The organism is Enterobacter cloacae complex sp. P15RS (genome assembly GCF_014895905.1).
Taxonomy (GTDB): Bacteria; Pseudomonadota; Gammaproteobacteria; order Enterobacterales; family Enterobacteriaceae; genus Enterobacter; species Enterobacter quasihormaechei.
Map to the genome: position 1 here is coordinate 26428 of NZ_JADBQL010000004.1, position 24547 is coordinate 50974.

Sequence of the window (24547 nt, forward strand, 5' to 3'; positions counted from 1 at the left end):
GAAAAGCTCCCTTGCTTGTAGGAGGTCTGACCACTTGTGATGATATGGTTGTAGTTGATGTCATTTCCTTTAGCAATGTGTTTACAAAATAATTACAACCTGGTTCACATTGTTCGCGTTTTAGCCGGCACAAAAAATCAAAACGCCGGACGATTCGCATGGCTTTAGCTTCTCGCTTTTAGCGCTATCCGGTACACTCCACTGTGTTATTTCATCAATACTGAAGGATTATCCTCATGTACCAGGATCTTATTCGTAACGAACTGAACGAAGCGGCGGAAACGCTGGCGAACTTTCTGAAAGATGATGCCAATATTCACGCTATTCAGCGCGCGGCGGTCCTGCTGGCCGACAGCTTCAAAGCCGGTGGCAAAGTGCTTTCGTGCGGTAACGGCGGCTCCCACTGCGACGCCATGCACTTCGCAGAAGAGCTGACCGGACGCTATCGCGAAAACCGTCCGGGCTACCCGGCGATTGCGATTTCCGACGTCAGCCACATCTCCTGCGTAGGCAATGACTTCGGTTACGACCACATCTTCTCCCGCTATGTTGAAGCGGTAGGCCGCGAAGGCGACGTGCTGCTGGGGATCTCCACGTCCGGTAACTCCGCTAACGTGATCAAAGCGATTGACGCGGCGCGTGAGAAAGGCATGAAGGTGATCACCCTGACCGGGAAAGATGGCGGTAAGATGGACGGTACGGCGGACGTTGAAATCCGTGTTCCACACTTCGGTTATGCCGACCGCATTCAGGAAATTCACATCAAAGTGATCCATATCCTGATTCAGTTAATCGAAAAAGAGATGGTTAAGTAAGGCTTCGCTGGGGGGCGCCGGTGCCCCCCGCTGTTGTGGAGGTAATCTATGTGCGAACTGCTCGGGATGAGCGCCAATGTGCCAACCGATATCTGCTTTAGCTTCACCGGGCTGGTTCAGCGCGGTGGAGGAACCGGGCCGCATAAAGACGGCTGGGGCATTACCTTCTACGAAGGCAAAGGCTGTCGCACGTTTAAAGATCCGCAGCCCAGCTTTAACTCACCCATTGCCAAACTGGTGCAGGACTACCCAATTAAATCCTGTTCGGTTATCGCCCACATTCGTCAGGCTAACCGCGGTGAAGTGGCGCTGGAAAATACTCATCCGTTTACCCGTGAACTGTGGGGCCGGAACTGGACCTACGCGCACAACGGCCAGCTAACGGGCTATAAGTCGCTGGAAACCGGGAATTTTCGACCGGTTGGCGAAACCGACAGTGAAAAAGCGTTTTGCTGGCTGCTGCACAAGCTAACCGAGCGCTACCCGCGCACGCCCGGCAACATGGCCGCCGTCTTTAAATACATTGCGTCGCTGGCGTCGGAATTACGCGAGAAGGGCGTTTTCAATATGCTGCTGTCAGACGGGCGTTACGTGATGGCGTTTTGCTCGACGAATCTTTTCTGGATCACGCGCCGCGCGCCGTTTGGCGTCGCCACGTTGCTCGATCAGGATGTGGAAATTGATTTTCAGAAGGAGACCACACCGAACGATGTGGTCACCGTCATTGCAACGCAGCCGCTGACGGGCAACGAAACCTGGCAAAAGATCATGCCAGGCGAGTGGGTGCTATTTTGCCTCGGGGACCGCGTAATTTGACGCAAGCTGCGGCTGAACCACTTCGTGGCTGAGCGGTTTACTCACCACGTAACGGCCATTGACGATGGATACCACCGGCGGCTTATGGGTCTGCTCGAAGTAGTCATAGCCCGGTTTTAGCTGTTTCCAGAAATCCGTGTATACAGAGTACTTATGGCGCGCCATGTTGGCATCCGTCATACGGAACGGATAAATGCTGACCTGAACATTCGGCTGACCAAAGACCAGAGCGCCGGTAACAAACTGGAAAATCTCATCAATGCCGGAATCCGTCATCGCATAACAGCCGACAGACACGCAGGCGCCGTGGATCATCAGGTATTTACCCTCGTAACCGTGAGCGCGGTCGAAGGCATTAGGGAAACCGATGTTAATCGCTTTATAGAAGCGGCTGTCCGGTTTTAGCTGATTACGCTGAACGTTATAAAACCCTTCCGGACTTTTGAAGTCGCCCTGACGCTGTTTTGGCCCCAGCCCGCCAGAGTAGTTACAAATTTTGTAGCTATCGAGCAGCTGATACGTCTCGCCCATTTTGACAAACAGATCGAGTGTGCGCTCTTCCTTGAAGATTTGAATATAAACCGGGGACCCCATCAACTGCTGTTTATATTCTTTGCTGACCGGCGTCGTTGAACTGTTACTGCTGAGCAGCCCGGCAAACGACATGCACGGTATCAGAAGCATCGCAATGAACAATGCGATTTTACGCATACTACTGGTTCCTTGATAAAACAATGACCAACTTGCCAGAACGGCAAAAGACACCCGAAATCAGACTAATCTGGACAGGAGCGCTCACATTAGCACCGATGGAGATTTTCGCAAGAGCCAACCTTTGCGTTTACAAATTAGTTTTACTTTATAACCCATTCAAATTGCCGTGACTCCAGGAACTTTGCGCAATAGCTCGCATTTCAGTGCGCCAGACGGCGGATTTGCTGCCCTTGCAGGGGCGGGAAATGGTACACTCCGGCCACTCTGGATTGTTGTTCATGGATACCTGCTAACCACATGTTTAGAATCAGAAAAGGACTCGATCTGCCAATCTCTGGCGTGCCTGAACAGCACGTAACAACCGGCGCCAGTATTCACCATGTCGCTATTGTGGGTGATGATTACGTGGGCATGCGTCCTGCGATGCTGGTACAGGAAGGCGATCGCGTAATAAAAGGCCAGGCGCTCTTCGAGGATAAAAAAAATCCTGGCGTTATGTTTACAGCCCCTGCCAGCGGCACCGTCGTGGCCATCCATCGTGGTGAACGTCGCGTCCTGCAATCGGTCGTTATTCAAATTGAAGGTGATGAAAAACGCGAGTTTGCGCGTTTTGACGCCGCCGATCTCGCTACCCTCAGCCACGACGCGGTGCAGACGCAACTGCTGGAGTCCGGTCTGTGGACGGCGCTTCGCACGCGTCCCTATAGCAAAACGCCCGTGCCAGGCACCGTACCCGCCGCTATCTTCGTCACGGCCATCGACACCAACCCGCTCAGCGCGGATCCGCAGCCTATTATCCTGGCCGAACGAAAAGCTTTCGATGCCGGTCTCACCGTGTTAACGCGCCTGACGCCGGGCAAAGTGCATGTCTGCCAGGCCAGCGGCGGCAAGCTGGGCGGGCATCCGCAGGGGCAGGTCGCTTTTAATGAATTTGCCGGCCCGCATCCGGCCGGGCTGGTGGGAACGCATATTCACTTCCTCGAGCCGGTGAGCCTGACGAAACAGGTCTGGCATCTCAATTACCAGGACGTTATTGCTATCGGTAAGCTGTTCACCACGGGTGAGCTGTGCGCGGAACGCATTATTGCCATCGGTGGCCCTCAGGCAACCCAGCCGCGTCTGGTTCGCACGCTGCTTGGATCAGATTTAACTGCGCTGCTGGCTGGCGAAACGAAAGAGGGCGAAAACCGCATTATTTCCGGTTCGGTGCTGAGCGGCAGGCACGCGACAGGCCCGAAGGCCTGGCTGGGCCGCTTCCATCTTCAGGTGAGCGTAGTGCTTGAAGGGCGCGAGAAAGAGCTGTTCGGCTGGGTGCTGCCTGGCGCGGAAAAATTCTCCGTGACCCGCACCACGCTGGGCCACTTCCTGCGTCATAAGCTGTTTAACTTCTCCACCAGCACGAACGGCGGCGAGCGCGCCATGGTCCCGATTGGCAACTACGAACGCGTTATGCCGCTGGATATTCTGCCTACCGTGCTGCTGCGCGATCTCCTGGCCGGCGATACCGACGGTGCCCAGGCGCTGGGCTGCCTGGAGCTGGATGAAGAAGATCTGGCGCTGTGTACCTATGTGTGTCCAGGTAAATACGAATACGGACCCGTATTGCGCGAGGTGTTAACCCGCATTGAGCAGGAAGGATAACCATGGGCTTAAAACACCTCTTCGAAAAAATTGAGCCGCATTTTACCGAGGGTAAGCTGAAGAAGTACTACCCGCTGTATGAAGCGACAACGACCATTTTCTATACCCCTGGGCTGGTGACGAAAGGCGCGGCGCACGTTCGCGACGCCATCGACCTCAAGCGAATGATGATTCTGGTCTGGTTTGCGGTCTTCCCGGCGATGTTCTGGGGGATGTATAACGTTGGATTGCAGACGATTCCGGCGCTGCATCATATGTACGATGCAGAGCAGCTGGCGCAGGTGATTCAGTCTGACTGGCACTACCGTCTGGCGCAGTCTCTTGGCGTAAGCTTTGCGGCAGATGCCGGCTGGGTCAGCATGATGACCCTGGGCGCCGTCTTCTTCCTGCCGATCTATATGACCGTCTTTATCGTGGGCGGTTTCTGGGAAGTCCTGTTCGCTATTATTCGCAAGCATGAGATCAACGAAGGTTTCTTTGTTACCTCTATTCTGTTTGCGCTGATTGTTCCGCCCACGCTACCGCTCTGGCAGGCGGCGATGGGGATCAGCTTTGGCGTGGTCATTGCTAAAGAGATCTTCGGCGGGACCGGACGTAACTTCCTCAACCCGGCGCTGGCGGGGCGCGCGTTCCTGTTCTTTGCCTACCCGGCGCAAATCTCTGGCGACCTGGTGTGGACGGCTGCGGACGGATTCTCCGGCGCGACGCCACTTTCACAGTGGGCGGCAGGCGGCGGCGAAACGCTGGTCAATAATGCCACCGGCCAGCCTGTCACCTGGTTTGATGCGTTTATCGGCAATATTCCGGGTTCTATCGGTGAAGTGTCTACCCTGATGATCGTGATCGGCGGGGCCATCATCCTCTTTGGCCGCGTGGCCTCCTGGCGCATTGTCGCAGGCGTCATGCTCGGGATGGTACTCACCGCCACGCTGTTCAATTTCATTGGTTCAGACACTAACCCGATGTTCTCCATGCCGTGGTACTGGCACCTCGTGCTGGGAGGCTTTGCGTTTGGCATGATGTTCATGGCCACCGATCCCGTCTCGGCTTCGTTTACCGACAGGGGTAAATGGTGTTACGGCGCGCTCATTGGGGTGATGTGCGTACTGATTCGCGTGGTCAACCCGGCCTATCCGGAAGGGATGATGTTGGCCATTCTGTTTGCCAATCTGTTTGCGCCGCTGTTCGACTACCTGGTCGTGCGCGCCAACATTAAGCGGAGGAAGGCGCGTGGCTGAAATTAAAAATAACGACAGCATCAGCAAAACGCTGCTGGTGGTGCTGGTACTGTGCCTGGTCTGCTCCATTGTCGTGGCGGGCTCTGCCGTAGGGTTAAAACCGCTACAGCAGGAGCAACGCGCGCTGGATAAACAGCGTAACATTCTTGCCGTTGCCGGGCTGATGCAGGAAGGCATGACGAAGGATGACGTCGCGGCCGTGTTTGCCGAACGCATTACCGCCCGGCTGGTGGATTTAAAAACCGGCGAACTGATGGATAAAGACCCGGCGAAATATAACCAGGCGCTGGCGTTAAAAGATCCGCAGATGAGCACCGTGCTTGACGCCTCGCAGGATCCGGCTGGCATCAAGCGCCGCAGCAATGTCGCGGAGATATACCTCGTTCGTGACGAGCAAAAGCGCATACAGGAAATCGTGTTGCCCATATACGGCAACGGCTTGTGGTCAATGATGTACGCCTTTGTGGCGCTGGATACGGATGGCCGCACGGTCAAAGGCATTACTTATTACGATCAGGGCGAAACGCCGGGGCTGGGGGGCGAAGTTGAGAATCCTAACTGGCGCGCACAGTTTGTCGGTAAAAAAGTGCTCGACGACAACGGCCAGCCTGCGCTCAAGGTGGTGAAAGGGGGCGCACGTCCCGGCGATGAGTTCGCCGTTGACGGTCTTTCCGGCGCCACGCTCACCTCTAACGGGGTGCAGCACAGCTTTGATTTCTGGATGGGTGAACTGGGCTTTGGTCCCTTCCTGAAGAACGTACGTGAAGGAGCGCTGAACAATGGCTGATACGGGTGAACTGAAAGAAGTTAAAAAGGTGCTGATTGGCCCACTGTTAGCCAATAACCCGATAACGCTTCAGGTGCTGGGCGTGTGCTCGGCTCTGGCGGTGACCACCAAGCTGGAAACGGCGGTGGTGATGACGCTGGCGGTAACGCTGGTGACGGCGTTCTCCAGCATGTTTATCTCAATGATTCGCCACCATATTCCCAATAGCGTGAGGATCATCGTCCAGATGGCGATCATTGCCTCGCTGGTGATTGTGGTCGATCAGCTCCTGCGCGCCTTTGCTTATGAAACCTCGAAGCAGCTTTCGGTGTTTGTCGGCCTGATTATCACCAACTGCATCGTGATGGGGCGTGCTGAAGCCTATGCGATGAAAATGCCGCCGCTGGCAAGCTTTATGGACGGTATCGGCAACGGGCTGGGTTACGGCGTGATCCTGCTGACGGTCGGTTTCCTGCGCGAGCTTATTGGCAGCGGCAAGGTGTTCGGCATTCCGGTGCTGGATACAGTACAGAACGGCGGCTGGTATCTGCCGAACGGCCTGTTCCTGCTGGCCCCAAGCGCATTTTTCATTATCGGTTTGCTGATCTGGCTGATTCGTACGCTGAAGCCTGAACAGCAGGAAAAGGAGTAACCGACAATGGCTCATTACCTGAGTTTATTTGTGCGCGCGGTGTTTGTTGAAAACATGGCGCTCGCGTTCTTCCTGGGCATGTGTACGTTCCTTGCCGTTTCTAAAAAGGTCTCGACGGCATTTGGTCTGGGCGTGGCGGTCACCGTTGTGCTGGGGCTTTCCGTTCCGATTAACAACCTGGTGTTCAACTTCGTGCTGCGCGATGGCGCGCTGGTGGAGGGCGTTGATCTCAGCTTCCTGAACTTTATCACCTTTATCGGAGTGATTGCGGCGCTGGTGCAAATCCTCGAGATGATCCTCGATAAGTATTTCCCATCGCTGTACAACGCGCTGGGGATCTTCCTGCCGCTGATCGCCGTGAACTGCGCCATTTTTGGCGGTGTTTCATTTATGGTTCAGCGCGATTACAACTTCAGTGAATCGGTGGTGTATGGCTTCGGCTCCGGTATCGGCTGGATGCTGGCGATTGTCACCATGGCGGGGATCCGTGAAAAAATGAAATATGCCAACGTGCCTGCGGGGCTTCGTGGCTTAGGGATCACCTTTATCACCACCGGCCTGATGGCGCTGGGCTTTATGTCCTTCTCCGGTGTGCAGCTATAAGGGCTAACAGATGGAAATTATTCTTGGCGTGGTGATGTTCACGCTGATAGTACTGGTGCTGTCAGGGCTGATTCTGGCGGCGCGCGCAAAGCTGGTTAATTCCGGGGATGTGATCATTGATATCAATGACGATCCGCAGAACCAGATCCGCACTCCGGCAGGGGACAAGCTGCTTAATACGCTCTCCGGGAACGGGATTTTTGTCTCGTCAGCCTGCGGTGGAGGCGGCTCATGCGGGCAGTGCCGCGTGACGGTGAAAGAGGGTGGCGGCGATATTCTGCCAACGGAACTGTCGCATATCACGAAGCGTGAAGCGAAAGAGGGCTGCCGTCTGGCGTGTCAGGTCGCGGTGCGCCAGAACATGAAGATTGAGCTGCCGGAGGAGATCTTCGGCGTGAAAAAATGGGAGTGCGAAGTTATCTCTAACGATAACAAAGCTACGTTCATTAAAGAGCTCAAGCTGCGCGTTCCCGAAGGGGAGAGCGTCCCGTTTCGTGCGGGTGGTTATATCCAGATTGAGTGTCCGGCACACACCGTAGCGTACGCTGACTTCGACGTGCCGGATGAGTACCGGGCCGACTGGGATAAATTTAATCTCTTCCGCTTTGTTTCCGAGGTAAAAGAGCCCGCGCTGCGCGCCTATTCCATGGCTAACTACCCGGAAGAGAAGGGGATCATTATGCTCAACGTGCGTATCGCCACGCCGCCGCCGAATGTGCCCGATGCCCCGCCGGGCGTGATGTCGTCGTATATCTGGTCCCTCAAGCCTGGCGATAAGGTGACGATTTCCGGCCCGTTTGGGGAGTTCTTCGCCAAAGATACCGATGCGGAAATGGTCTTTATCGGCGGCGGCGCGGGTATGGCGCCGATGCGTTCGCATATCTTTGACCAGCTCAAACGGCTTAGCAGCAAGCGCAAGATCAGCTTCTGGTACGGCGCGCGTTCACTGCGCGAAATGTTCTATGACGATGAGTTTGAACAGCTGGCGCGTGATAACCCTAACTTTACCTTCCACGTGGCGCTATCCGATCCGCAGCCGGAAGATAACTGGACAGGCTACACGGGCTTCATCCACAACGTGCTGTATGAAAACTACCTCAAACAGCATCCGGCACCGGAAGACTGCGAGTTCTATATGTGTGGTCCGCCAATGATGAACGCCGCCGTGATTAAGATGCTCAAAGATCTGGGCGTGGAAGATGAGAACATCATGCTCGATGATTTCGGAGGCTGATTATGTTGACCTTTCTGGCGACCTTTGCGGTGTTTGTGCTGGTGATATTCGGTATGTCTTTAGGCTGGATCATCAAGCGTAAAAGCATTCAGGGCAGCTGTGGAGGCATCTCTTCCATCGGAATGGAGAAAGTTTGCGACTGTCCGGAACCGTGCGATGCGCGGAAAAAACGAATGGCCCGGGACCAGCAGAGGATCATCTAAAAAAAGGCCGCTTCGTGCGGCCTTTATCATTTATTTTGCCCAGCTTTTGGCTTTGGCTGGTGAGTCTACAAGAACCCCTTCGGCACCCAGTGTTTTCGCCTTCTGGTAATCCTCTTCAGAGTTCACGCCGATAAAAATCAGATGGGCATTGCCCTGAGAGCGGAAGCAGTCCACGGCCTCTTTATCCCACGTTAACGTTGCGGGGGAAACACCTTCGCCTAAGGTGAATTTCTCTACCACCTCTACTTTTCGGTTTAACTCAAGCCCATACCAGTAATCGTCCATTTTTTGGGAAGGCGGCAGGCATTCGTGGCTCAATGACACTGTGGCCAGTCGTGTACGGGTTTCACTGCGTGTGACAAAGCGGGGGATTTCGACAGGCAATGCTGCCATATAGCGATCTTCGGTGGAATAGACGCGAACCCGGCTCAGGCTGTTGGTCTCTTTCAGTACGTTAAGCAGCGCGTTGCCCATTGTTGCCGGATCGGCATCTGGAGATTTGATATCAATAAAAAACCGCGTGTCTGGCCAGGCCGTCAGTACCGACTTGACCGTAGGTACTGACGTATTCAGCATGTTTTTAGCCAGGCCCTTATCTTTCCATTTTACGCTGGCATCCGCCTTTGCCAGTTCTTCAGCGGTAAACTGTGATACTTTTCCCTGCAAGCTGCTTAACGCTTTCAGGTCAGCTGGTCGATACAGAACCGGCACGCCATCCCGACTAAGCTGCACGGTTATCCAGACAATATCGGCTTTATTTTCGAGCGCGAGCTTAATTGCAGGCAGGGTGTTTTCAGGGGCATCCGCCGTACCCCCCCGGTGAGCAACGATCTCGGGATGAGCCGATGCCGCACTCGCCAGAAACAGTAACGACACCGAAAGTATTTTCCTCATCAATGATAACCCTCTATGTATTTTAATTAACTATATGAATATAAAGACTTTATTCGGGTTATTTGTAACATGGATTTATGACAATCGTGAGAAAGGAAAATAGCTGACGCATTTTTTGCCTTTTGTTATACTGTATATAAATACATGTGTGGTGTAATCAATGCGCAAAATAATCCATGTCGATATGGACTGTTTTTTTGCCGCAGTGGAGATGCGTGACAACCCCGCGCTGCGGGACATCCCTATCGCCATTGGCGGCAGTCGTGTCCAGCGCGGTGTGATCAGCACCGCCAACTATCCTGCACGCAAATTTGGCGTGCGCAGCGCCATGCCGACGGCGATGGCGCTGAAGCTGTGCCCGCACCTCACCCTTTTGCCGGGGCGCTTTGAAGCCTACAAAGAAGCGTCGAGCCATATTCGTGAGATCTTTTCTCGCTACACTTCGCTGATTGAACCCCTGTCGCTGGATGAGGCCTATCTGGACGTCACCGACAGCCTGCACTGCCACGGCTCCGCCACCCTGATGGCGCAGGAGATCCGCCAGACTATCTTTAACGAGCTGAATCTGACGGCATCGGCGGGCGTCGCGCCGGTCAAATTTCTCGCCAAAATCGCCTCCGATTTAAATAAGCCCAACGGCCAGTACGTCATCACTCCGGAAGAGGTGCCGGCGTTTTTGAAAACGCTGCCCCTCAGCAAAATCCCCGGCGTGGGTAAAGTCTCCGCCGCGAAGCTGGAAAATATGGGGCTACGCACCTGCGAAGACGTCCAGCGAAGCGATCTGGCCCTGCTGCTTAAGCGTTTTGGCAAGTTTGGCCGCGTACTGTGGGAGCGCAGTCAGGGCATTGACGACCGCGATGTAAACAACGAACGGCTGCGTAAATCGGTCGGGGTTGAACGCACGCTGAGCGAAGATATTCATGACTGGTCGGCATGTGAAACCATCATTACGGAACAGCTCTATCCAGAGCTGGAGCGACGGCTGATCAAAGTGAAACCGGATTTACTGATTGCCCGTCAGGGCATCAAGCTGAAATTCAACGACTTTCAGCAGACGACGCAGGAGCACGTCTGGCCGCGCCTGAACAAAGAAGATCTTATCGCAACAGCAAAAAAGGCGTGGGAAGAGCGACGAGGCGGGCGAGGGGTGAGGCTGGTGGGACTGCACGTCACGCTGCTGGATCCGCAGCTGGAGCGTCAGCTGGTTTTGGGACTGTAGATTGCACTCATCGTAGGCCCGGCAAGCGTAGCGCCGCCGGGCAACAGACGACAAATTACTTCGCAGGGATCGCCTTCAGCAGTTCAGTCAGCAGCGTCCAGTAATGCCCAACGCTTTCAATGTGAACCTGCTCATCCGGCGAGTGTGGCCCGGTGATGGTTGGCCCAATGGAAACCATGTCCATGTCCGGATACGGTTTTTTGAACAGACCACACTCCAGACCCGCGTGAATAACCTGAATGTTCGGGGTGCTGTTGAACAGGCGCTGATAGGTTTCACGCACCAGTGCCATAACCGGAGAACTTGCATCCGGCTGCCAGCCCGGGTAGCTGCCTTTGGCAGACGTTTTCGCGCCCGCCAGGGTACCCAGAGATTCCAGCATGCTCACCACGTACTCTTTACCGCTGTCGATCAGGGAACGGATCAGGCAGATGATTTCCGCGCTGTCGTCGCCCATGGTGACCACGCCCACGTTCAGGGAGGTTTCCACCACGCCTTTCGCGACGTCAGAGTTACGGATCACGCCGTTTGGCGTCGCGTTCAGCAGCTGAACAAACGTGTCACGAGACTGCGCGGTCAGCGCGGCTTTATCCGTCGTAACGGACTCCAGCACCACGGTCAGGTTTTTCTCTTTCTCAGACAGCTCGTTTTTCAGGATATCCAGATATGTGCTGGCGAGTTTTTTCAGCTCGTCCGCTTTCGCCGCGGGTACCGCCACGGTCGCGAAGGCTTCGCGAGGGATTGCGTTACGCAGGGTACCGCCGTTGAAGTCCACCAGGCGCAGATCCAGCTCAGCCGCGTGGCCCGCCAGGAAACGTGCCAGCAGTTTGTTGGCGTTGCCCAGGCCCAGGTGAATATCACCGCCGGAGTGGCCGCCTTTCAATCCTTTCAGCGTCAGCTTGAAGGTTTCGAAGCCGGCAGGAACCGCTTCGCGGGACAGGGGCAGGGTAGAGATGAAGTCGATCCCGCCCGCGCAGCCCATGTAGATCTCACCTTCTTCTTCAGAGTCGGTGTTGATCAGAATGTCCGCTTGCAGCCAGTTCGCCTGAAGGCCGAACGCGCCGTCCATGCCCGCTTCTTCGGTCATGGTCAGCAGCACTTCGAGCGGACCGTGCTCGACGCTGTCGTCAGCCAGCACGGCCAGCGCGGAAGCCATACCAATACCGTTATCCGCGCCCAGCGTTGTGCCGCGCGCCTTCACCCACTCGCCGTCGATATACGGCTGGATCGGATCTTTGGTGAAGTCGTGAACGGTGTCGTTGTTTTTCTGCGGAACCATGTCCAGGTGCGCCTGCAAGACAACCGGCTTGCGGTTTTCCATTCCTGCGGTGGCAGGTTTGCGGATAAGAATGTTGCCAACCTGGTCACGCTCGGCGTGCAGACCTTTTTCCTTTGCCCAGCCCATAATATGTTCGGCAAGCTGTTCTTCGTGATAGGAAGGGTGCGGAATGGAGCAGATTTTGGCAAAAATATCCCACAGCGGCTGCGGAGATAATTGAGACAGTTCAGACACGATAGGTCTCCTTGTCGATGCGCTGCAAAACAATGTTGCAGGTCACAGGGTTAGCAGGTTGATTGTTACCACAAGACGGGCTTGCGAGATGCAACTGAGAATACCACTTTCTCCCGTGGCTGGTAGCATAAAGCATGTAAAAACTCAGGCTGTTGGCGCGTAACACTGGTTTTTAGTGCGTCAGATCTCTATAATCTCGCGCAACCTGGTTCACCCTCATTTTTTTTAAGCCGTATATAAACAGGCTGGGACACTTCACATGAGCGAAAAATACGTCGTCACCTGGGACATGTTGCAGATTCACGCACGCAAACTGGCTGCGCGTCTGATGCCTTCCGAACAGTGGAAAGGCATTATTGCCGTCAGCCGTGGCGGTCTGGTACCGGGGGCGCTGCTGGCACGTGAGCTGGGTATTCGTCATGTCGATACCGTCTGTATCTCCAGCTACGATCACGACAACCAGCGCGAGCTGAAAGTGCTGAAACGCGCGGAAGGCGACGGTGAAGGCTTCATCGTTATCGACGATCTGGTGGACACCGGCGGTACCGCGGTAGCCATCCGCGAAATGTATCCTAAAGCGCACTTCGTCACTATCTTCGCGAAACCAGCGGGCCGCCCACTGGTTGATGATTACGTCATTGATATCCCGCAGGATACCTGGATTGAACAGCCATGGGATATGGGCGTGGTCTTCGTACCGCCTATCTCAGGCCGTTAATTTCAGTACGTAACTTTACACGCCCGGCTATGCCGGGCGTTATTCTTTTTGGCCTGCCACGCGTTACAATGGTTTTCATATGACGTATCCATGGAGGCAACGCAATGACGCAGGCGAATCTCACCGAAACTCTCTTCAAACCTCGTTTCAAGCACCCTGAAACGTCGACGCTGGTGCGTCGGTTTAATCCGGGAACAATGCCTGCTGTTCAGTCAGCGTTAGACGGTAAGAACGTGCCCCACTGGTATCGCATGATTAACCGCCTGATGTGGATCTGGCGCGGCATCGATCCGCGTGAAATTCTCGACGTACAGGCGCGTATCGTGATGAGCGAGTCTGAGCGCACCGACAGCGATCTCTACGATACGGTGGTGGGCTACCGTGGTGGGAACTGGATCTACGAATGGTCGAAGCAGGCCATGCTCTGGCAGCAGAAAGCGAGCCAGGAAGAGGACGCGGCGCTCAGCGGCAAGCACTGGCTGCATGCGGCAAACCTGTATAGCATCGCTGCTTACCCACATCTTAAGGGCGACGAGCTGGCGGAGCAGGCACAGGCGCTGGCCAACCGCGCCTATGAAGAGGCCGCCCAGCGTTTGCCTGGCCGGATGCGTGAAATTGAGTTCACCATTCCCGGCGGCAGCCCGGTAACCGGGTTCCTGCATATGCCGGAAGGCGAAGGCCCGTTCCCGACGGTTCTGATGTGCGGCGGTCTGGATTCGTTGCAAATCGATTATTACAGCCTGTATGAGCGCTACTTCGCACCAAACGGGATCGCCATGCTGACGCTGGATATGCCTTCGATCGGTTTTTCATCCAAGTGGAAGCTCACTCAGGATTCCAGTCTGCTGCACCAGCATGCGTTAAAAGCGCTGGAGAATATTCCGTGGGTGGACCACACCCGGGTGGGCGCGTTTGGTTTCCGCTTCGGCGCTAACGTGGCGGTTCGGCTGGCCTACCTTGAATCTTCCCGCCTGAAGGCCGTCGCCTGCCTTGGCCCGGTGGTGCATGCGCTGTTAAGCGATCCCGAGCGTCAGAGTAACGTTCCTGAGATGTATCTGGACGTGCTGGCGAGCCGGCTTGGCATGCATGATGCTTCAGATGAAGCGTTACGCATTGAACTTAATCGGTACTCATTAAAAACGCAGGGCTTACTGGGCCGCCGGTGCCCAACCCCGATGATGTCCGGATTCTGGAAGAACGATCCGTTTAGCCCGGAAGAGGAGTCACGCTTAATCACGTCGTCATCTTCGGATGGCAAATTGCTGGAGGTACCCTTCAGCCCGGTGTACCAGAATTTTGACAAAGCGCTGAAAGAGATTACACGCTGGATCACGCAGAGATTGTGTTAATAGTTTGCTAAATTTCGTTGGTTTGGTAAAACAGTGCTTCACAAAAGGAGATCGCAATGACGTTACCGAGTGGACACCCGAAAAGTAGACTGATTAAGAAGTTCATGGCTCTTGGCCCGTATATTCGAGAAGAGCAGTGTGAAGAGAATCGCTTTTTTTTCGACTGCCTGGCTGTTTGCGTCAACGTGAAGCCTGCACCCGAAAAACGTGAGTTCTGGGGCTGGTGGATGGAAATGGAAGCACAGGAAAACCGTTTTACCTATAGCTATCAGTTTGGCCTGTTTAATAAAGATGGGTACTGGCAGGCGACGTCCATCAAGGATCAGGAGGTGATTGACCGCCTGGAACACACGCTTAAAGAGTTCCACGGCAGGGCGCGTGATTTGCTGGCCACCCTGGATCTGAAGCTGGAACCTGCGGATGATTTTTCCAGCGAAGCGGTGAAGCTGACCGCCTGATGATGTCACCGCGCCGGGTGGCGGCTACGCCTTGCCCGGCCTACAAGATGTTCTTTCCTGTAGGCCCGGTAAGCACAGCGCCACCGGGCACAAAAAAAACCGGCTTATCGCCGGTTTTTTTATTACCACAGCATCAGAACTGGTAGGTCAAGCCCAGCGCAACGATATCATCGCTGCTTACGCCCAGTTTATTATCGTCATCGATCTGGTTGATTTTATAATCAACAAACGCAGACATATTTTTGTTGAAATAATACGTTGCACCGACGTCGATGTATTTCACGATATCTTCATCGCCGATACCTTCGATATCTTTGCCCTTAGACTGCACGTAGCCCAGAGATGGACGCAGACCAAAGTCAAATTGATATTGCGCGGCCACTTCGAAGTTTTGCGCTTTATTCGCAAAACCGCCGGAAATAGGGGCCATGTTGCGGGTTTCGGAATAGATAGCAGCCAGGTAAATATCGTTGGCATCGTATTTCAGACCGGTCGCCCAGCCTTCTGCTTTTTTACCTTCGCCGCGCGCCTGAAGGTTTTGCTCGTTGGTGCGATCGGAGCTGGCATATGCACCAATCACAGAGAAATCGCTGCCGCCAAAGTCATAGCTCAGAGAGGTACCGAAGCCGTCTCCGTTTTGTTTCTTCACGTCGCGGTTTTCATTTTTGCCCTGGTATTGCAGGGTCATATTCAGACCGTCAACCATACCAAAGAAGTCGGTATTGCGGTAGGTAGCCAGGCCGGAGGCGCGTTTGGTCATGAAGTTATCGGTCTGTGCCAGGCCGTCACCGCCGAACTCAGGGAACATATCGGTGTAGGCGGCAACGTCATACAGCGCGCCCAGGTTACGACCGTAATCCAGAGAGCCGAAGTCTTTCAGTTTCAGGCCAGCAAATGCCAGACGTGTTTTTTGAGAAGAATCGCTTTCTGCTTTGTTACCCGCGAATTCTGCTTCCCAACGTCCGTAGCCCGTCAGCTGATCGTTAATCTGCGTTTCACCTTTAAAGCCGAAACGAACGTAAGTCTGGTCACCATCTTTAGCGTCATCATCACTGATGTAGTGCATTGCTTTTACTTTGCCGTACACGTCCAGTTTATTACCGTTTTTATTATAAACTTCTGCTGCGTGAACAGATGCGGAAGCAACTACGCCCATTACCACTAATGCCAGAGTGCTCTTTTTCATTTTCAATCCTGATTTTATACAAACGCGCTAATATTCGCTGAGCAATAAGATTCAACTTATTACCCCGTGAAAAACAGGAAGGGTTTTATCGCCCGTGGGTGAAACTTTTATGACAAAGTAAGAATATGTCTAAAAAAGTATGTTTTAATTTTTCGGTAATAAAATTGTCAAAATCTGCCGCTACGCTTCCTGATCCCGCGCAACAAAGTGACGGGTGATGTGCTAAGGCAGTTGGCAACGGGGCTGACACCTGTTAAAACGTCTGACTGACATCATTTTCCCTTATTGTTGAACGGCAGAGAATCATGAGTGACAGCCAGACGCTGGTGGTAAAACTCGGTACCAGTGTGTTAACGGGCGGATCGCGCCGCCTGAATCGTGCCCATATTGTTGAGCTTGTACGTCAGTGTGCTCAGTTGCATGCCGCAGGGCATCGTATTGTGATTGTGACCTCCGGGGCGATTGCCGCCGGGCGTGAACACCTGGGCTACCCCGAACTCCCCGCGACGATCGCCTCCAAACAGCTGCTGGCCGCCGTGGGACAAAGCCGACTCATCCAGCTCTGGGAACAACTGTTCTCCATCTACGGCATTCACGTGGGGCAGATGCTGCTGACGCGCGCGGATATGGAAGACAGAGAACGTTTCCTTAACGCCCGCGATACGCTGCGCGCGCTGCTGGATAACAATATCGTTCCGGTCATCAACGAAAACGACGCAGTTGCCACCGCTGAAATCAAAGTAGGCGATAACGATAACCTCTCTGCGCTGGCGGCGATATTGGCAGGGGCCGATAAGCTGCTGCTTCTGACCGATCAGCAGGGGCTGTTTACCGCTGACCCGCGTTCTAATCCACAGGCAGAACTGATCAAAGACGTTCACGGCATTGATGACGCACTGCGCGCCATCGCGGGTGACAGCGTTTCTGGGCTGGGCACCGGCGGTATGGGCACCAAGCTCCAGGCCGCGGACGTGGCGTGCCGAGCCGGTATCGACACCATTATTGCCGCAGGCAGTCGCCCTGGCGTCATTGGTGACGTGATGGAAGGCATCTCTGTGGGCACGCGCTTCCACGCCCAGGCCTCCCCGCTGGAAAACCGAAAACGCTGGATCTTTGGCGCGCCTCCGGCTGGCGAACTGACCGTGGATGAAGGCGCTACTGCTGCTATTCTGGAAAGAGGAAGCTCATTACTTCCAAAAGGAATTAAAAGCGTGACAGGTAACTTCTCGCGTGGTGAAGTGATCCGAATCCGTAACCTTGAAGGTCGCGACATCGCTCATGGCGTCAGTCGTTATAACAGCGATGCGCTGCGTCGGATTGCGGGTCACCATTCCCAGCAGATCGACGCCATCCTGGGTTATGAATATGGCCCGGTTGCTGTACATCGCGACGACATGATTATTCGTTAAGGAGCCTGAACATGCTGGAACAAATGGGCGCAGCCGCGAAAGCCGCCTCTTATAAACTGGCGCTCCTTTCCAGCCGCGAGAAAAACCGCGTGCTGGAAAAAATCGCTGATTATCTGGAATCTCAATCGCAGGAGATCCTGCTCGCTAACGAACAGGATCTGCTGGAAGCGCGTCGCAACGGCTTGAGCGAAGCGATGCTCGACCGCCTGGCGTTAACGCCGGCGCGTCTGAAAGGTATCGCCGACGACGTCCGTCAGGTGTGCAACCTCGCAGATCCGGTAGGGCAGGTGATTGACGGTGGCGTGCTCGACAGCGGGTTACGTCTGGAGCGTCGTCGCGTGCCGCTCGGCGTTATCGGCGTGATTTACGAAGCCCGTCCAAACGTGACGGTGGATGTCGCCACCCTGTGCCTGAAAACCGGTAACGCCGCGATTCTGCGTGGTGGGAAAGAGACCTGGCGCACCAACGCCGCGACGGTCAACGTCATCCAGCAGGCGCTGGAAGAGTGCGGCTTACCGGCGGGTGCCGTGCAGGCAATCGAAAGCCCCGATCGTGCGCTGGTGAACGAGATGCTGCGCATGGACAAATACATCGACATGCTGATCCCACGCGGCGGCGCGGGCCTGCATAAGCTGTGTCGTGAGCAGTCGACGATCCCGGTGATCACCGGCGGTATCGGCGTGTGCCATATCGTGGTGGATGACACCGCAGAGATCGCACCTGCGCTTAAGATCATCGTCAACGCCAAAACCCAGCGTCCAAGCACCTGTAATACGGTGGAAACGCTGCTGGTGCATCAGGGCATCGCCAGTACTTTCCTGCCTGCGCTGAGCAAGCAGATGGCGGAAAGTGGCGTCACGCTGCATGCGGACGAGAAGGCTTTCGCCCTGCTGAAGGACGGCCCGGCGACGGTTGTTCCGGTTAACGTGGAGCAGTACGACGATGAGTATTTGTCGCTGGATCTGAACGTGAAGATGGTTGCGGATCTCGATGACGCCATTGCGCACATTCGTGAACACGGCACCCAGCATTCTGATGCGATCCTGACGCGCACCCTGCGCAATGCCGATCGTTTTGTGAATGAAGTGGACTCGTCTGCGGTTTACGTAAATGCCTCGACGCGCTTCACCGACGGCGGCCAGTTTGGTCTTGGCGCGGAGGTAGCAGTGAGCACTCAGAAGCTGCACGCCCGGGGGCCGATGGGGCTGGAAGCGCTGACCACCTACAAGTGGATCGGCTTCGGTGATGATACCATTCGTGCGTAAATAATCACGGGTGATGCAAAAATAGCCGTTTGATTCAAAAGGGCATTGACGCATCACCCGGTTAGATCTACTCTTTTGCCCCGTGGTTACGCTCGTAACCGGCCTCTCAGGGCCGATATAGCTCAGTTGGTAGAGCAGCGCATTCGTAATGCGAAGGTCGTAGGTTCGACTCCTATTATCGGCACCATCTCATATCACATACTTACAAAAGATTTAAATAAACTACATTCTCCTCTTGTACTGTATTTGTGACATTGCGGTCAATAATCGCGCCAATTTTGCTAGCGAGCTTGGGGAGATGACCGGCGGAAAGGTGAGCGTATCACTGGACCATTTCGATTGACTCCCATCGAACTATTTCCTGCAACAATTCCAGATTGATGATGTTCGAGCGGCTTAAGCCAGTAGAAAGCGCAAACTCTACGACTGACTTAAGCGGCTCCGGACATTCATCATTCAACCTTCTCGCCTCATGAGGTTCAAGCCGTCTGAAACGTTTGTTCTTTGGTTGAGGAACTTTGAGGATCGGAGCCTTATCAAGCATCTTCTATTCACGCTCTGCCGCCCTAAGAAGCGCCTTAATGAATGAGAGGTGTGGCTACCGCTGCCGGGTTGGGTCTGTATTCTGGAGGCTGCTTTCCTTTCTTGTGACATCCCTCTTTCATGAGCATCCAGTTTTCCTCATGACTGAATCGCCACGGGTCTAACAGACACACCAGAATCATTTAAGATGACTTAAAGGGAGGTGTTCATAAGGGGTAGGCGTTATCCTGAAGACTTTTAAAATGAAGCGGTAAATTTCTTTACTGACTGAACGTCAGTAGCGTAACGGCCCACTAGCTAGCTAACGTAGCTACAGCGGGCATGGAGAGCGTAGTAGTTAGAGTAAGCCATTGAATACTTCAAATGTGATCCATATGTTAAATTTTCTTGAAAAAAATTAATTCTTGGTCATAATCCGCACACAAAATGTTAACATGTGTTTAATGCAATTATGGATCAACAAAGAGAATCCTGGCCAGATGCAATTCGCGCTGTTGCGTGTTTAATGGTTATCATCTTGCACAGTTCTGTGTGGTATGTGGTTTCATATGGAAAAATCCCACTTTCTGACTGGATGTCAGGGAATATAGTTGATTCGTTTGTAAGACCCTGTGTGCCGCTATTCTTTATGATTTCAGGTTATATTTTTCTTGGAGAAAAGAAAGTAAAAGCCAAGAATATATTACGAATTCTGTATTGTCTTTTATTTTATAGCGCGCTGTGCATAATTTATATGTTAGCTACCGACCGCTATAACCCGACAGAAAGAATATTAAATATACTTTCTAAGCCAGTATTTTATCACTTATGGTTTTTTTATACTTTAATTGGTTGCTACATACTTTTCTCTTTCCTTAAGGTTAGGGATGTTGGATGGTATAGTGTTATAACTATATTATTGGTTGTGTTTGTTCTGTTAAATCCGTTCACTTCTAATTTATTTAAATTCATCGGGATTAGATATTACGGAACTTTTCTTATAGATGGTGGGTTCATCTATAATTTTATATATTGTGTGTTGGGGTATTTTTTTGGAAGAATGGACACAAGAAGAATTGGAGTTTTGACTCCAGTTGTAGGGTATCTTATTTTTTCAATGCTTACAGCATACTTTATTTATTTGCAAAGTGATAATTTCAATAGGTATGTTGGTAATTTTTACAGCGGAAGTTCTCCTTTCGTAATGGGCGCCTCGCTGTGTATTTTCATTTTCTTGAAAAACTATTACTCAGATCGTAGTGTAAATCCAGTCATAAAATTGATATCAGGTGCATCATTACCTATTTATGGTGTTCATGCCCTGGTTTTAGATTATTTTGTAATGAGAGGTTATCGATCTTTAGATAAACCAGTATTGGATATGGTTTTGATGTCAATTTCCGTTTTCTTATTATCTTTACTAATAGCATTTTCAATAAAGGCAGTTGACAGAAATAAACTGGTTTCATAACAAGGTAAAATCCTGGGGGAGTATGATTCCCCCATTTTATTTAAACACATATCTTTTAGTGCCATTTATCCATGTGATATTTATCCCTGTATGGTGGTAAATTTAATATCGCTCATTAGAAACTACTGGTGGTATATTATTTGAATAAACTAAAAAAATTATTTTCTCGTCCGGCCTGGAAGGTCGGGTAGCTGATTATCGGATGATGACATTCTCCAGCACCAAAGCCTCGGATTGAGTTAAAAGGTATTTACGCGGTGAACAATAACACCTGTTTTTTTTAAGTGAATAGCCAGAGCTAAATATGTGAGCCCGTAGGGGATCACATATTTAGCTGGTTGGGCAAAGGAGATCATTCCAGGCCGTGCTTAATTTTGCTGTCCACCTGAGGCTGTGGTTTGCTGAAAAGATACCCTTGCACCAGCTCGCAACCCAAAGCCTGAAGGCGCTCAAGCTGCTCTTCGGTCTCAACACCCTCGGCAATAACACCCATATTAAGGCTTTTAGCCATCCCGGTAATAAGCTTTACAATATTAAGCGCATCGTCTTGCGTAGATATCGGATTGACAAAAGATTTATCGATTTTGATTTTATCAAAATTCAGTTCACTGAGTCGTGAGAGCGACGAGTAACCCGTGCCAAAATCATCGATGGAAATTCTTACGCCCAATGAGCGTAGCTTTTTGAGAATGGTAATAGGATTATTTCTGTCACTGAAGAGTGATGACTCTGTGACCTCTAACTCAAGACGGTTAGCCGGTAGCCCGGTCTCTGTCAAAACGGACTGCACCGTACTAATAAATGATTTGCTGCCCAACTGGACAGGCGAGACGTTAACGGAGATCCTCGCCGGAACAGCCCAGGAGACCGCTTCCCTACAGGCCAGTTTGAGTACGGTTTTGCCTATCTCGTTGATCATGCACGTTTTTTCAGCAGCGAAAATAAAGCTATCAGGAGAGAGCATTCCTTTTACAGGATGCATCCAGCGAATCAGCGCTTCATAGCCGTAAATTTCCTTGCTGATGGAATTCACAATAGGCTGGTAATAAACAATAAACTCATTGTTCTCTATCGCCTTGGCCATATCGTTTTCAAGCGTTCTGCTCTCCTGCAACTTCTGAAGCATTCGCTGGCGGAAAACTTTAATCTGCTGTGAGCCTGCCTTTTTGGCCTCATAGAGCGCCAGATCGGCGAACTTATAGAGATAATCAGCGCGTCGTTCATTATCTGATAAAACAATGCCCACGCAGGTGGCAATTTTTATGAGCTGGTTATTAATTGTGTAGGGCTTGCTGATATTCTCGCTGATTTCTCTTGCGCGCGAAACGGCTTCGCTTTCGGTTAATCCGCTGGCTAAAAAAGCAAACTCGTCTCCGCCTAAACGGTAAAAAGTGTCTGAAATACTGCTCATGGCGGTCAGTCGTCTGGATACCTGGCGTAACAGTAAGTCGCCAGCATCATGACCATAGGTGTCGTTGACCTCTTTGAACCGGTCTAAATCAAATAACATCACCGTGACGGGAATATGATTTTCCTCGGCCTCAAGATTAAGTTTGCTGAGGTCATCCCAGAAGTAGAGGCGGTTTTTCATGCCGGTGAGGGAATCATGGTAAACGTCATACTCCAGTTTTGAATTTTGAACCTGTAGGGTCTCTTTGGATAACTGGAGCTCTTCTGCCAGACTTTCAACCTGCCTGTGCGCTTTCAGGATATTTTTATTTTGATAAATTGTTAAAAACCCCAGAATAATACTCAGGATGATCAGCAGTAAAGAGAGGGCAGAATAAATATAATACAGGATCTGTATTTTATGGTTGGTGCTATTAATCGTGCTAATATCTTTCGTTAACGCGCTTGATGATAGCTGGCTGAGCGGAGCATCCAGTAAATGCATGGTATGCAGGTATGTTTTTACGTCCGAATGGCTCATTTTTTCGAGGTTACCATCCAGATAGGTAAGTATTTGATCGAGTCTTAACGCGAGGTCACGATGCGCCTGAACGTTTTTAACGTAATGCCCTAAATCCCCCTCCTTAAACAGATCGTTCTGGCTTAGCATAATTTCCAGGCGCATGCGGACCTGGTCTATCGTAACGTCGTCGGAATCGGTTGCGTACAGACCAAGCCATGATTCAAAGCGATAATATTCGGATACCAGTTGGGCGACAGACCATGACTCCGTGTAATGAGTCAGTTTTTGGAGCTCCTGCTGTCGATCGTAAACCAGAAAAGCAATATATCCAGTCGTGATAAAAAGAGAAAAAATGATACCAACCAGTATCCTGTTCATTATGTTCTCCTGAACTGCTATTCAATCTTCATCTTGCTGACCTGCCATGCCGAGCGCGAGTAATATATTTGGTTATTTAATTCAGGAAGACTGTCATAAGGATATACGATGAATGCCGGGCCTTTATCGCGAATGCGCATATATTCGCCATTAACCTTTAAAGCGAGTATGGCATTGTATTTTTTGAAGTCGCTGAGCGGGATGGCTGTCGCGTAATCATTAAGTGCAATAACATTGACCACGTTACCCTTGGCACCCACATAATCCATGAGTTTGCTCATCGGAACACCCTCAAACTTAGTGCGGCCATTGTACCAGGGAGATGACGTCTGGAAGCTCACCATACCGAGTTTTTCAAGGCTGGCGATATCAAACACGGCTTTTCCACTTTCATTCGTGTTCTCAATATTCCCGTAAATGGTTAAAATGGGTTTACCAGCAGGTTTTGGCAACTCAGCAGCCAGGGTGACGCTTTGCACTAAAAAGCAGCACAGCAGTAAGATTAATCGCATTTCAGCCTCCACGTTTTATCATAAGTATAAGAATTATAATTTAGTTATCCTACTAGTTTATATATTTTCTCTCCCCCCAGGTTTATCCATCATGGTCAGGATGTAAAAACGCCACCCGTCGGGTGGCGCAGGGGTATTTAACGATTATTCGGTTGGTCAACAAAGCCGTTCTGCCGGGGTGAACTGACGCAGGCTGTAGCTTGTGCATCAATGTGGTTCCCGGCTGATGGCCAGGCTAACACCTGCCGTTGCGCCTGTAACCAGAGCTTTATTACCGCTGAGTTGAAGATCCATAATTTTTACTTTCTGATGATGCGTGAGGGCGCTTTACTCATTGTTCTGCGGGGATTAAATTAGCGGAAATGAAAAACATTCGTTTGTGAAAGCGTAGAACGATCCAAAAATGTGATTGTCCTGGCGATGCCGGCGTCTTCATTACCGTTGCTGAATATGGCTCATTTACTGCCGCAGCGTCGTCAGTCGGCAGCCACCCGAGCGATGATTAATCTTCTTACCGCAGATGCATGACAAGAAACCGTCCATCATGAAAAAAGATAGCTATGCCTTTTTAATTCCACTCATCGTTGGCGGGTTGGCATTGATATTTGGCTTTGTTGTCTGGTCAATCAAGATTTACCGCGTGACATTCCTTACGGTCCTGGGGGAGCAGTATCTTGCGGCTGGCACATTGCTGCTGCCGCTGGTGGCGATGGTAATATTCATCGCGAAGAGGGTGTTTAAAGACAAAACCATTGTTGATGTTGTCAAAATGTATCTCGGCCTCATCATCTTCAGCCTGCCGGTTGCCATTTTTGTCATCTTTACCGCTGCCTGGCTACTGGGCGGAGAATACTCTGCCTGGAGCCAACCTTACCGGTATGAATCCGGAAGCCGAAATCATTGTTCGGGGGCGGCAGTCTATGAGCCGGAACTCAAGAGAGAGATCCGCATCTGTTATCCGCAGGGATATTATTTTATCGATGGCACCCTGTACGTGGAAAAGCGGAGCAATTCGCTGGGTATGGTGGTGCTTTGGGCGATCGCGCGGTCCTGAACCTG

23 protein-coding genes, 1 tRNA gene and 1 pseudogene are annotated in these 24547 nt (G+C 52.0%); 18 read left to right on the forward strand and 7 right to left on the reverse strand.

What is annotated here, in order from left to right; all coding sequences use genetic code 11:
- The first annotated feature begins 236 nt into the window (after window positions 1-236).
- Both lpcA and IM267_RS02230 read left to right on the forward strand, forming a co-directional pair.
- Window positions 237-815, forward strand: coding sequence for a D-sedoheptulose 7-phosphate isomerase (lpcA, locus tag IM267_RS02225; RefSeq protein ID WP_063869169.1), 579 nt, complete (start codon window positions 237-239; stop codon window positions 813-815).
- A gap of 48 nt (window positions 816-863) precedes the next feature.
- Window positions 864-1631, forward strand: a complete 768-nt coding sequence (locus tag IM267_RS02230; RefSeq protein WP_102750185.1) for a class II glutamine amidotransferase — start codon at window positions 864-866, stop codon at window positions 1629-1631.
- Here the strand turns inward: IM267_RS02230 and dpaA are convergent.
- The gene (gene dpaA / locus IM267_RS02235; protein ID WP_063869167.1) at window positions 1602-2342 is read right to left on the reverse strand and encodes a peptidoglycan meso-diaminopimelic acid protein amidase; all 741 of its coding nucleotides are present in this window, start codon (window positions 2340-2342) and stop codon (window positions 1602-1604) included. The genes IM267_RS02230 and dpaA overlap by 30 nt on opposite strands.
- Window positions 2343-2642: 300 nt before the next feature.
- On the opposite strand from dpaA, the gene IM267_RS02240 reads away from it, so the two are divergent.
- From IM267_RS02240 to nqrM, 7 genes are read left to right on the forward strand one after another with little or no spacing between them, the layout of a single operon-like run.
- Complete coding sequence (locus IM267_RS02240; protein WP_193032613.1) at window positions 2643-3986, forward strand: Na(+)-translocating NADH-quinone reductase subunit A; 1344 nt, start codon at window positions 2643-2645, stop codon at window positions 3984-3986.
- Between the two features lie 2 nt (window positions 3987-3988).
- Window positions 3989-5224, forward strand: coding sequence for an NADH:ubiquinone reductase (Na(+)-transporting) subunit B (locus IM267_RS02245; protein ID WP_063869163.1), 1236 nt, complete (start codon window positions 3989-3991; stop codon window positions 5222-5224).
- Window positions 5217-6011 (forward strand): Na(+)-translocating NADH-quinone reductase subunit C, encoded by a 795-nt coding sequence (locus tag IM267_RS02250; protein WP_063869161.1) that lies wholly within the window; start codon window positions 5217-5219, stop codon window positions 6009-6011. Before IM267_RS02245 ends, IM267_RS02250 begins: the two co-directional genes overlap by 8 nt.
- A complete protein-coding gene (locus IM267_RS02255) occupies window positions 6004-6642 on the forward strand; it encodes an NADH:ubiquinone reductase (Na(+)-transporting) subunit D (protein WP_193032614.1) in 639 nt (212 codons plus the stop codon). The genes IM267_RS02250 and IM267_RS02255 overlap by 8 nt, the downstream gene beginning before the upstream one ends.
- Before the next feature lie 6 nt (window positions 6643-6648).
- Complete coding sequence (nqrE, locus tag IM267_RS02260) at window positions 6649-7245, forward strand: NADH:ubiquinone reductase (Na(+)-transporting) subunit E (RefSeq protein ID WP_003863217.1); 597 nt, start codon at window positions 6649-6651, stop codon at window positions 7243-7245.
- A 10-nt stretch (window positions 7246-7255) separates the two neighbouring features.
- Window positions 7256-8479: an NADH:ubiquinone reductase (Na(+)-transporting) subunit F gene (gene nqrF / locus IM267_RS02265; RefSeq protein ID WP_131636042.1), complete on the forward strand. Its 1224-nt coding sequence runs from the start codon at window positions 7256-7258 to the stop codon at window positions 8477-8479.
- 2 nt (window positions 8480-8481) lie between these two features.
- Window positions 8482-8682 carry a (Na+)-NQR maturation NqrM gene (gene nqrM / locus IM267_RS02270; RefSeq protein ID WP_063451766.1) on the forward strand — a complete coding sequence of 67 codons (201 nt, stop codon included), beginning with the start codon at window positions 8482-8484 and terminating at the stop codon, window positions 8680-8682.
- A gap of 30 nt (window positions 8683-8712) precedes the next feature.
- Here the strand turns inward: nqrM and IM267_RS02275 are convergent, their stop codons facing one another.
- Window positions 8713-9576, reverse strand: a complete 864-nt coding sequence (locus IM267_RS02275) for a glycerophosphodiester phosphodiesterase family protein (RefSeq protein ID WP_193032615.1) — start codon at window positions 9574-9576, stop codon at window positions 8713-8715.
- A gap of 160 nt (window positions 9577-9736) precedes the next feature.
- On the opposite strand from IM267_RS02275, the gene dinB reads away from it, so the two are divergent.
- The gene (dinB, locus tag IM267_RS02280; RefSeq protein WP_112793059.1) at window positions 9737-10795 is read left to right on the forward strand and encodes a DNA polymerase IV; all 1059 of its coding nucleotides are present in this window, start codon (window positions 9737-9739) and stop codon (window positions 10793-10795) included.
- Window positions 10796-10850: 55 nt separating this feature from the next.
- Here dinB and pepD read toward each other — a convergent pair whose 3' ends face one another.
- Window positions 10851-12308 (reverse strand): cytosol nonspecific dipeptidase, encoded by a 1458-nt coding sequence (gene pepD / locus IM267_RS02285; RefSeq protein ID WP_193032616.1) that lies wholly within the window; start codon window positions 12306-12308, stop codon window positions 10851-10853.
- A 259-nt stretch (window positions 12309-12567) separates the two neighbouring features.
- Here pepD and gpt point away from each other — a divergent pair, with 259 nt between their 5' ends.
- The 3 genes from gpt to crl all read left to right on the forward strand — a co-directional run bounded on the left by gpt (window position 12568) and on the right by crl (window position 14833).
- Entirely contained in the window at window positions 12568-13026 is a 459-nt protein-coding gene (gpt, locus tag IM267_RS02290) for a xanthine phosphoribosyltransferase (protein WP_003863205.1), read from the forward strand.
- A 104-nt stretch (window positions 13027-13130) separates the two neighbouring features.
- Window positions 13131-14375 (forward strand): esterase FrsA, encoded by a 1245-nt coding sequence (gene frsA / locus IM267_RS02295; RefSeq protein WP_193032617.1) that lies wholly within the window; start codon window positions 13131-13133, stop codon window positions 14373-14375.
- 56 nt (window positions 14376-14431) lie between these two features.
- On the forward strand, window positions 14432-14833 hold the full coding sequence (gene crl / locus IM267_RS02300) for a sigma factor-binding protein Crl (protein ID WP_063451761.1): 402 nt from the start codon (window positions 14432-14434) through the stop codon (window positions 14831-14833).
- A gap of 133 nt (window positions 14834-14966) precedes the next feature.
- Here crl and phoE read toward each other — a convergent pair whose 3' ends face one another.
- Window positions 14967-16019 (reverse strand): phosphoporin PhoE, encoded by a 1053-nt coding sequence (gene phoE, locus IM267_RS02305; protein ID WP_063869149.1) that lies wholly within the window; start codon window positions 16017-16019, stop codon window positions 14967-14969.
- A 305-nt stretch (window positions 16020-16324) separates the two neighbouring features.
- Between phoE and proB the strand changes: the two genes are divergently transcribed.
- The 3 genes from proB to IM267_RS02320 all read left to right on the forward strand — a co-directional run bounded on the left by proB (window position 16325) and on the right by IM267_RS02320 (window position 18880).
- Window positions 16325-17428, forward strand: a complete 1104-nt coding sequence (gene proB / locus IM267_RS02310) for a glutamate 5-kinase (protein WP_063451759.1) — start codon at window positions 16325-16327, stop codon at window positions 17426-17428.
- Window positions 17429-17439: 11 nt separating this feature from the next.
- Window positions 17440-18693, forward strand: coding sequence for a glutamate-5-semialdehyde dehydrogenase (gene proA, locus IM267_RS02315; RefSeq protein ID WP_193032618.1), 1254 nt, complete (start codon window positions 17440-17442; stop codon window positions 18691-18693).
- A gap of 111 nt (window positions 18694-18804) precedes the next feature.
- A tRNA-Thr gene (locus tag IM267_RS02320) sits at window positions 18805-18880 on the forward strand.
- A gap of 144 nt (window positions 18881-19024) precedes the next feature.
- Here the strand turns inward: IM267_RS02320 and IM267_RS21155 are convergent.
- Window positions 19025-19379 (reverse strand): annotated as a pseudogene (locus IM267_RS21155) (integrase); the annotation flags it as partial.
- 293 nt (window positions 19380-19672) lie between these two features.
- On the opposite strand from IM267_RS21155, the gene IM267_RS02325 reads away from it, so the two are divergent.
- Entirely contained in the window at window positions 19673-20686 is a 1014-nt protein-coding gene (locus IM267_RS02325) for an acyltransferase family protein (protein ID WP_193032619.1), read from the forward strand.
- Between the two features lie 352 nt (window positions 20687-21038).
- On the opposite strand, the gene IM267_RS02330 is transcribed toward IM267_RS02325, so the two are convergent.
- Both IM267_RS02330 and IM267_RS02335 read right to left on the reverse strand, forming a co-directional pair.
- Entirely contained in the window at window positions 21039-22976 is a 1938-nt protein-coding gene (locus tag IM267_RS02330; protein ID WP_193032620.1) for a bifunctional diguanylate cyclase/phosphodiesterase, read from the reverse strand.
- Between the two features lie 17 nt (window positions 22977-22993).
- The gene (locus tag IM267_RS02335; protein WP_063869143.1) at window positions 22994-23488 is read right to left on the reverse strand and encodes a molybdopterin-dependent oxidoreductase; all 495 of its coding nucleotides are present in this window, start codon (window positions 23486-23488) and stop codon (window positions 22994-22996) included.
- A 544-nt stretch (window positions 23489-24032) separates the two neighbouring features.
- Between IM267_RS02335 and IM267_RS02340 the strand changes: the two genes are divergently transcribed.
- Window positions 24033-24542 (forward strand): hypothetical protein, encoded by a 510-nt coding sequence (locus IM267_RS02340; RefSeq protein WP_193032621.1) that lies wholly within the window; start codon window positions 24033-24035, stop codon window positions 24540-24542.
- Window positions 24543-24547: the final 5 nt, after the last annotated feature.

Bases quoted from the DNA above. Each gene is read 5' to 3' on its own strand.
- lpcA (WP_063869169.1), top strand. From the start codon at position 237: ATGTACCAGGATCTTATTCGTAACGAACTGAACGAAGCGGCGGAAACG.
- IM267_RS02230 (WP_102750185.1), top strand. From the start codon at position 864: ATGTGCGAACTGCTCGGGATGAGCGCCAATGTGCCAACCGATATCTGC.
- dpaA (WP_063869167.1), bottom strand. From the start codon at position 2,342: ATGCGTAAAATCGCATTGTTCATTGCGATGCTTCTGATACCGTGCATG.
- IM267_RS02240 (WP_193032613.1), top strand. From the start codon at position 2,643: ATGTTTAGAATCAGAAAAGGACTCGATCTGCCAATCTCTGGCGTGCCT.
- IM267_RS02245 (WP_063869163.1), top strand. From the start codon at position 3,989: ATGGGCTTAAAACACCTCTTCGAAAAAATTGAGCCGCATTTTACCGAG.
- IM267_RS02255 (WP_193032614.1), top strand. From the start codon at position 6,004: ATGGCTGATACGGGTGAACTGAAAGAAGTTAAAAAGGTGCTGATTGGC.
- nqrE (WP_003863217.1), top strand. From the start codon at position 6,649: ATGGCTCATTACCTGAGTTTATTTGTGCGCGCGGTGTTTGTTGAAAAC.
- nqrF (WP_131636042.1), top strand. From the start codon at position 7,256: ATGGAAATTATTCTTGGCGTGGTGATGTTCACGCTGATAGTACTGGTG.
- nqrM (WP_063451766.1), top strand. From the start codon at position 8,482: ATGTTGACCTTTCTGGCGACCTTTGCGGTGTTTGTGCTGGTGATATTC.
- IM267_RS02275 (WP_193032615.1), bottom strand. From the start codon at position 9,576: ATGAGGAAAATACTTTCGGTGTCGTTACTGTTTCTGGCGAGTGCGGCA.
- dinB (WP_112793059.1), top strand. From the start codon at position 9,737: ATGCGCAAAATAATCCATGTCGATATGGACTGTTTTTTTGCCGCAGTG.
- gpt (WP_003863205.1), top strand. From the start codon at position 12,568: ATGAGCGAAAAATACGTCGTCACCTGGGACATGTTGCAGATTCACGCA.
- frsA (WP_193032617.1), top strand. From the start codon at position 13,131: ATGACGCAGGCGAATCTCACCGAAACTCTCTTCAAACCTCGTTTCAAG.
- crl (WP_063451761.1), top strand. From the start codon at position 14,432: ATGACGTTACCGAGTGGACACCCGAAAAGTAGACTGATTAAGAAGTTC.
- phoE (WP_063869149.1), bottom strand. From the start codon at position 16,019: ATGAAAAAGAGCACTCTGGCATTAGTGGTAATGGGCGTAGTTGCTTCC.
- proB (WP_063451759.1), top strand. From the start codon at position 16,325: ATGAGTGACAGCCAGACGCTGGTGGTAAAACTCGGTACCAGTGTGTTA.
- proA (WP_193032618.1), top strand. From the start codon at position 17,440: ATGCTGGAACAAATGGGCGCAGCCGCGAAAGCCGCCTCTTATAAACTG.
- IM267_RS02330 (WP_193032620.1), bottom strand. From the start codon at position 22,976: ATGAACAGGATACTGGTTGGTATCATTTTTTCTCTTTTTATCACGACT.
- IM267_RS02335 (WP_063869143.1), bottom strand. From the start codon at position 23,488: ATGCGATTAATCTTACTGCTGTGCTGCTTTTTAGTGCAAAGCGTCACC.
- IM267_RS02340 (WP_193032621.1), top strand. From the start codon at position 24,033: ATGAAAAAAGATAGCTATGCCTTTTTAATTCCACTCATCGTTGGCGGG.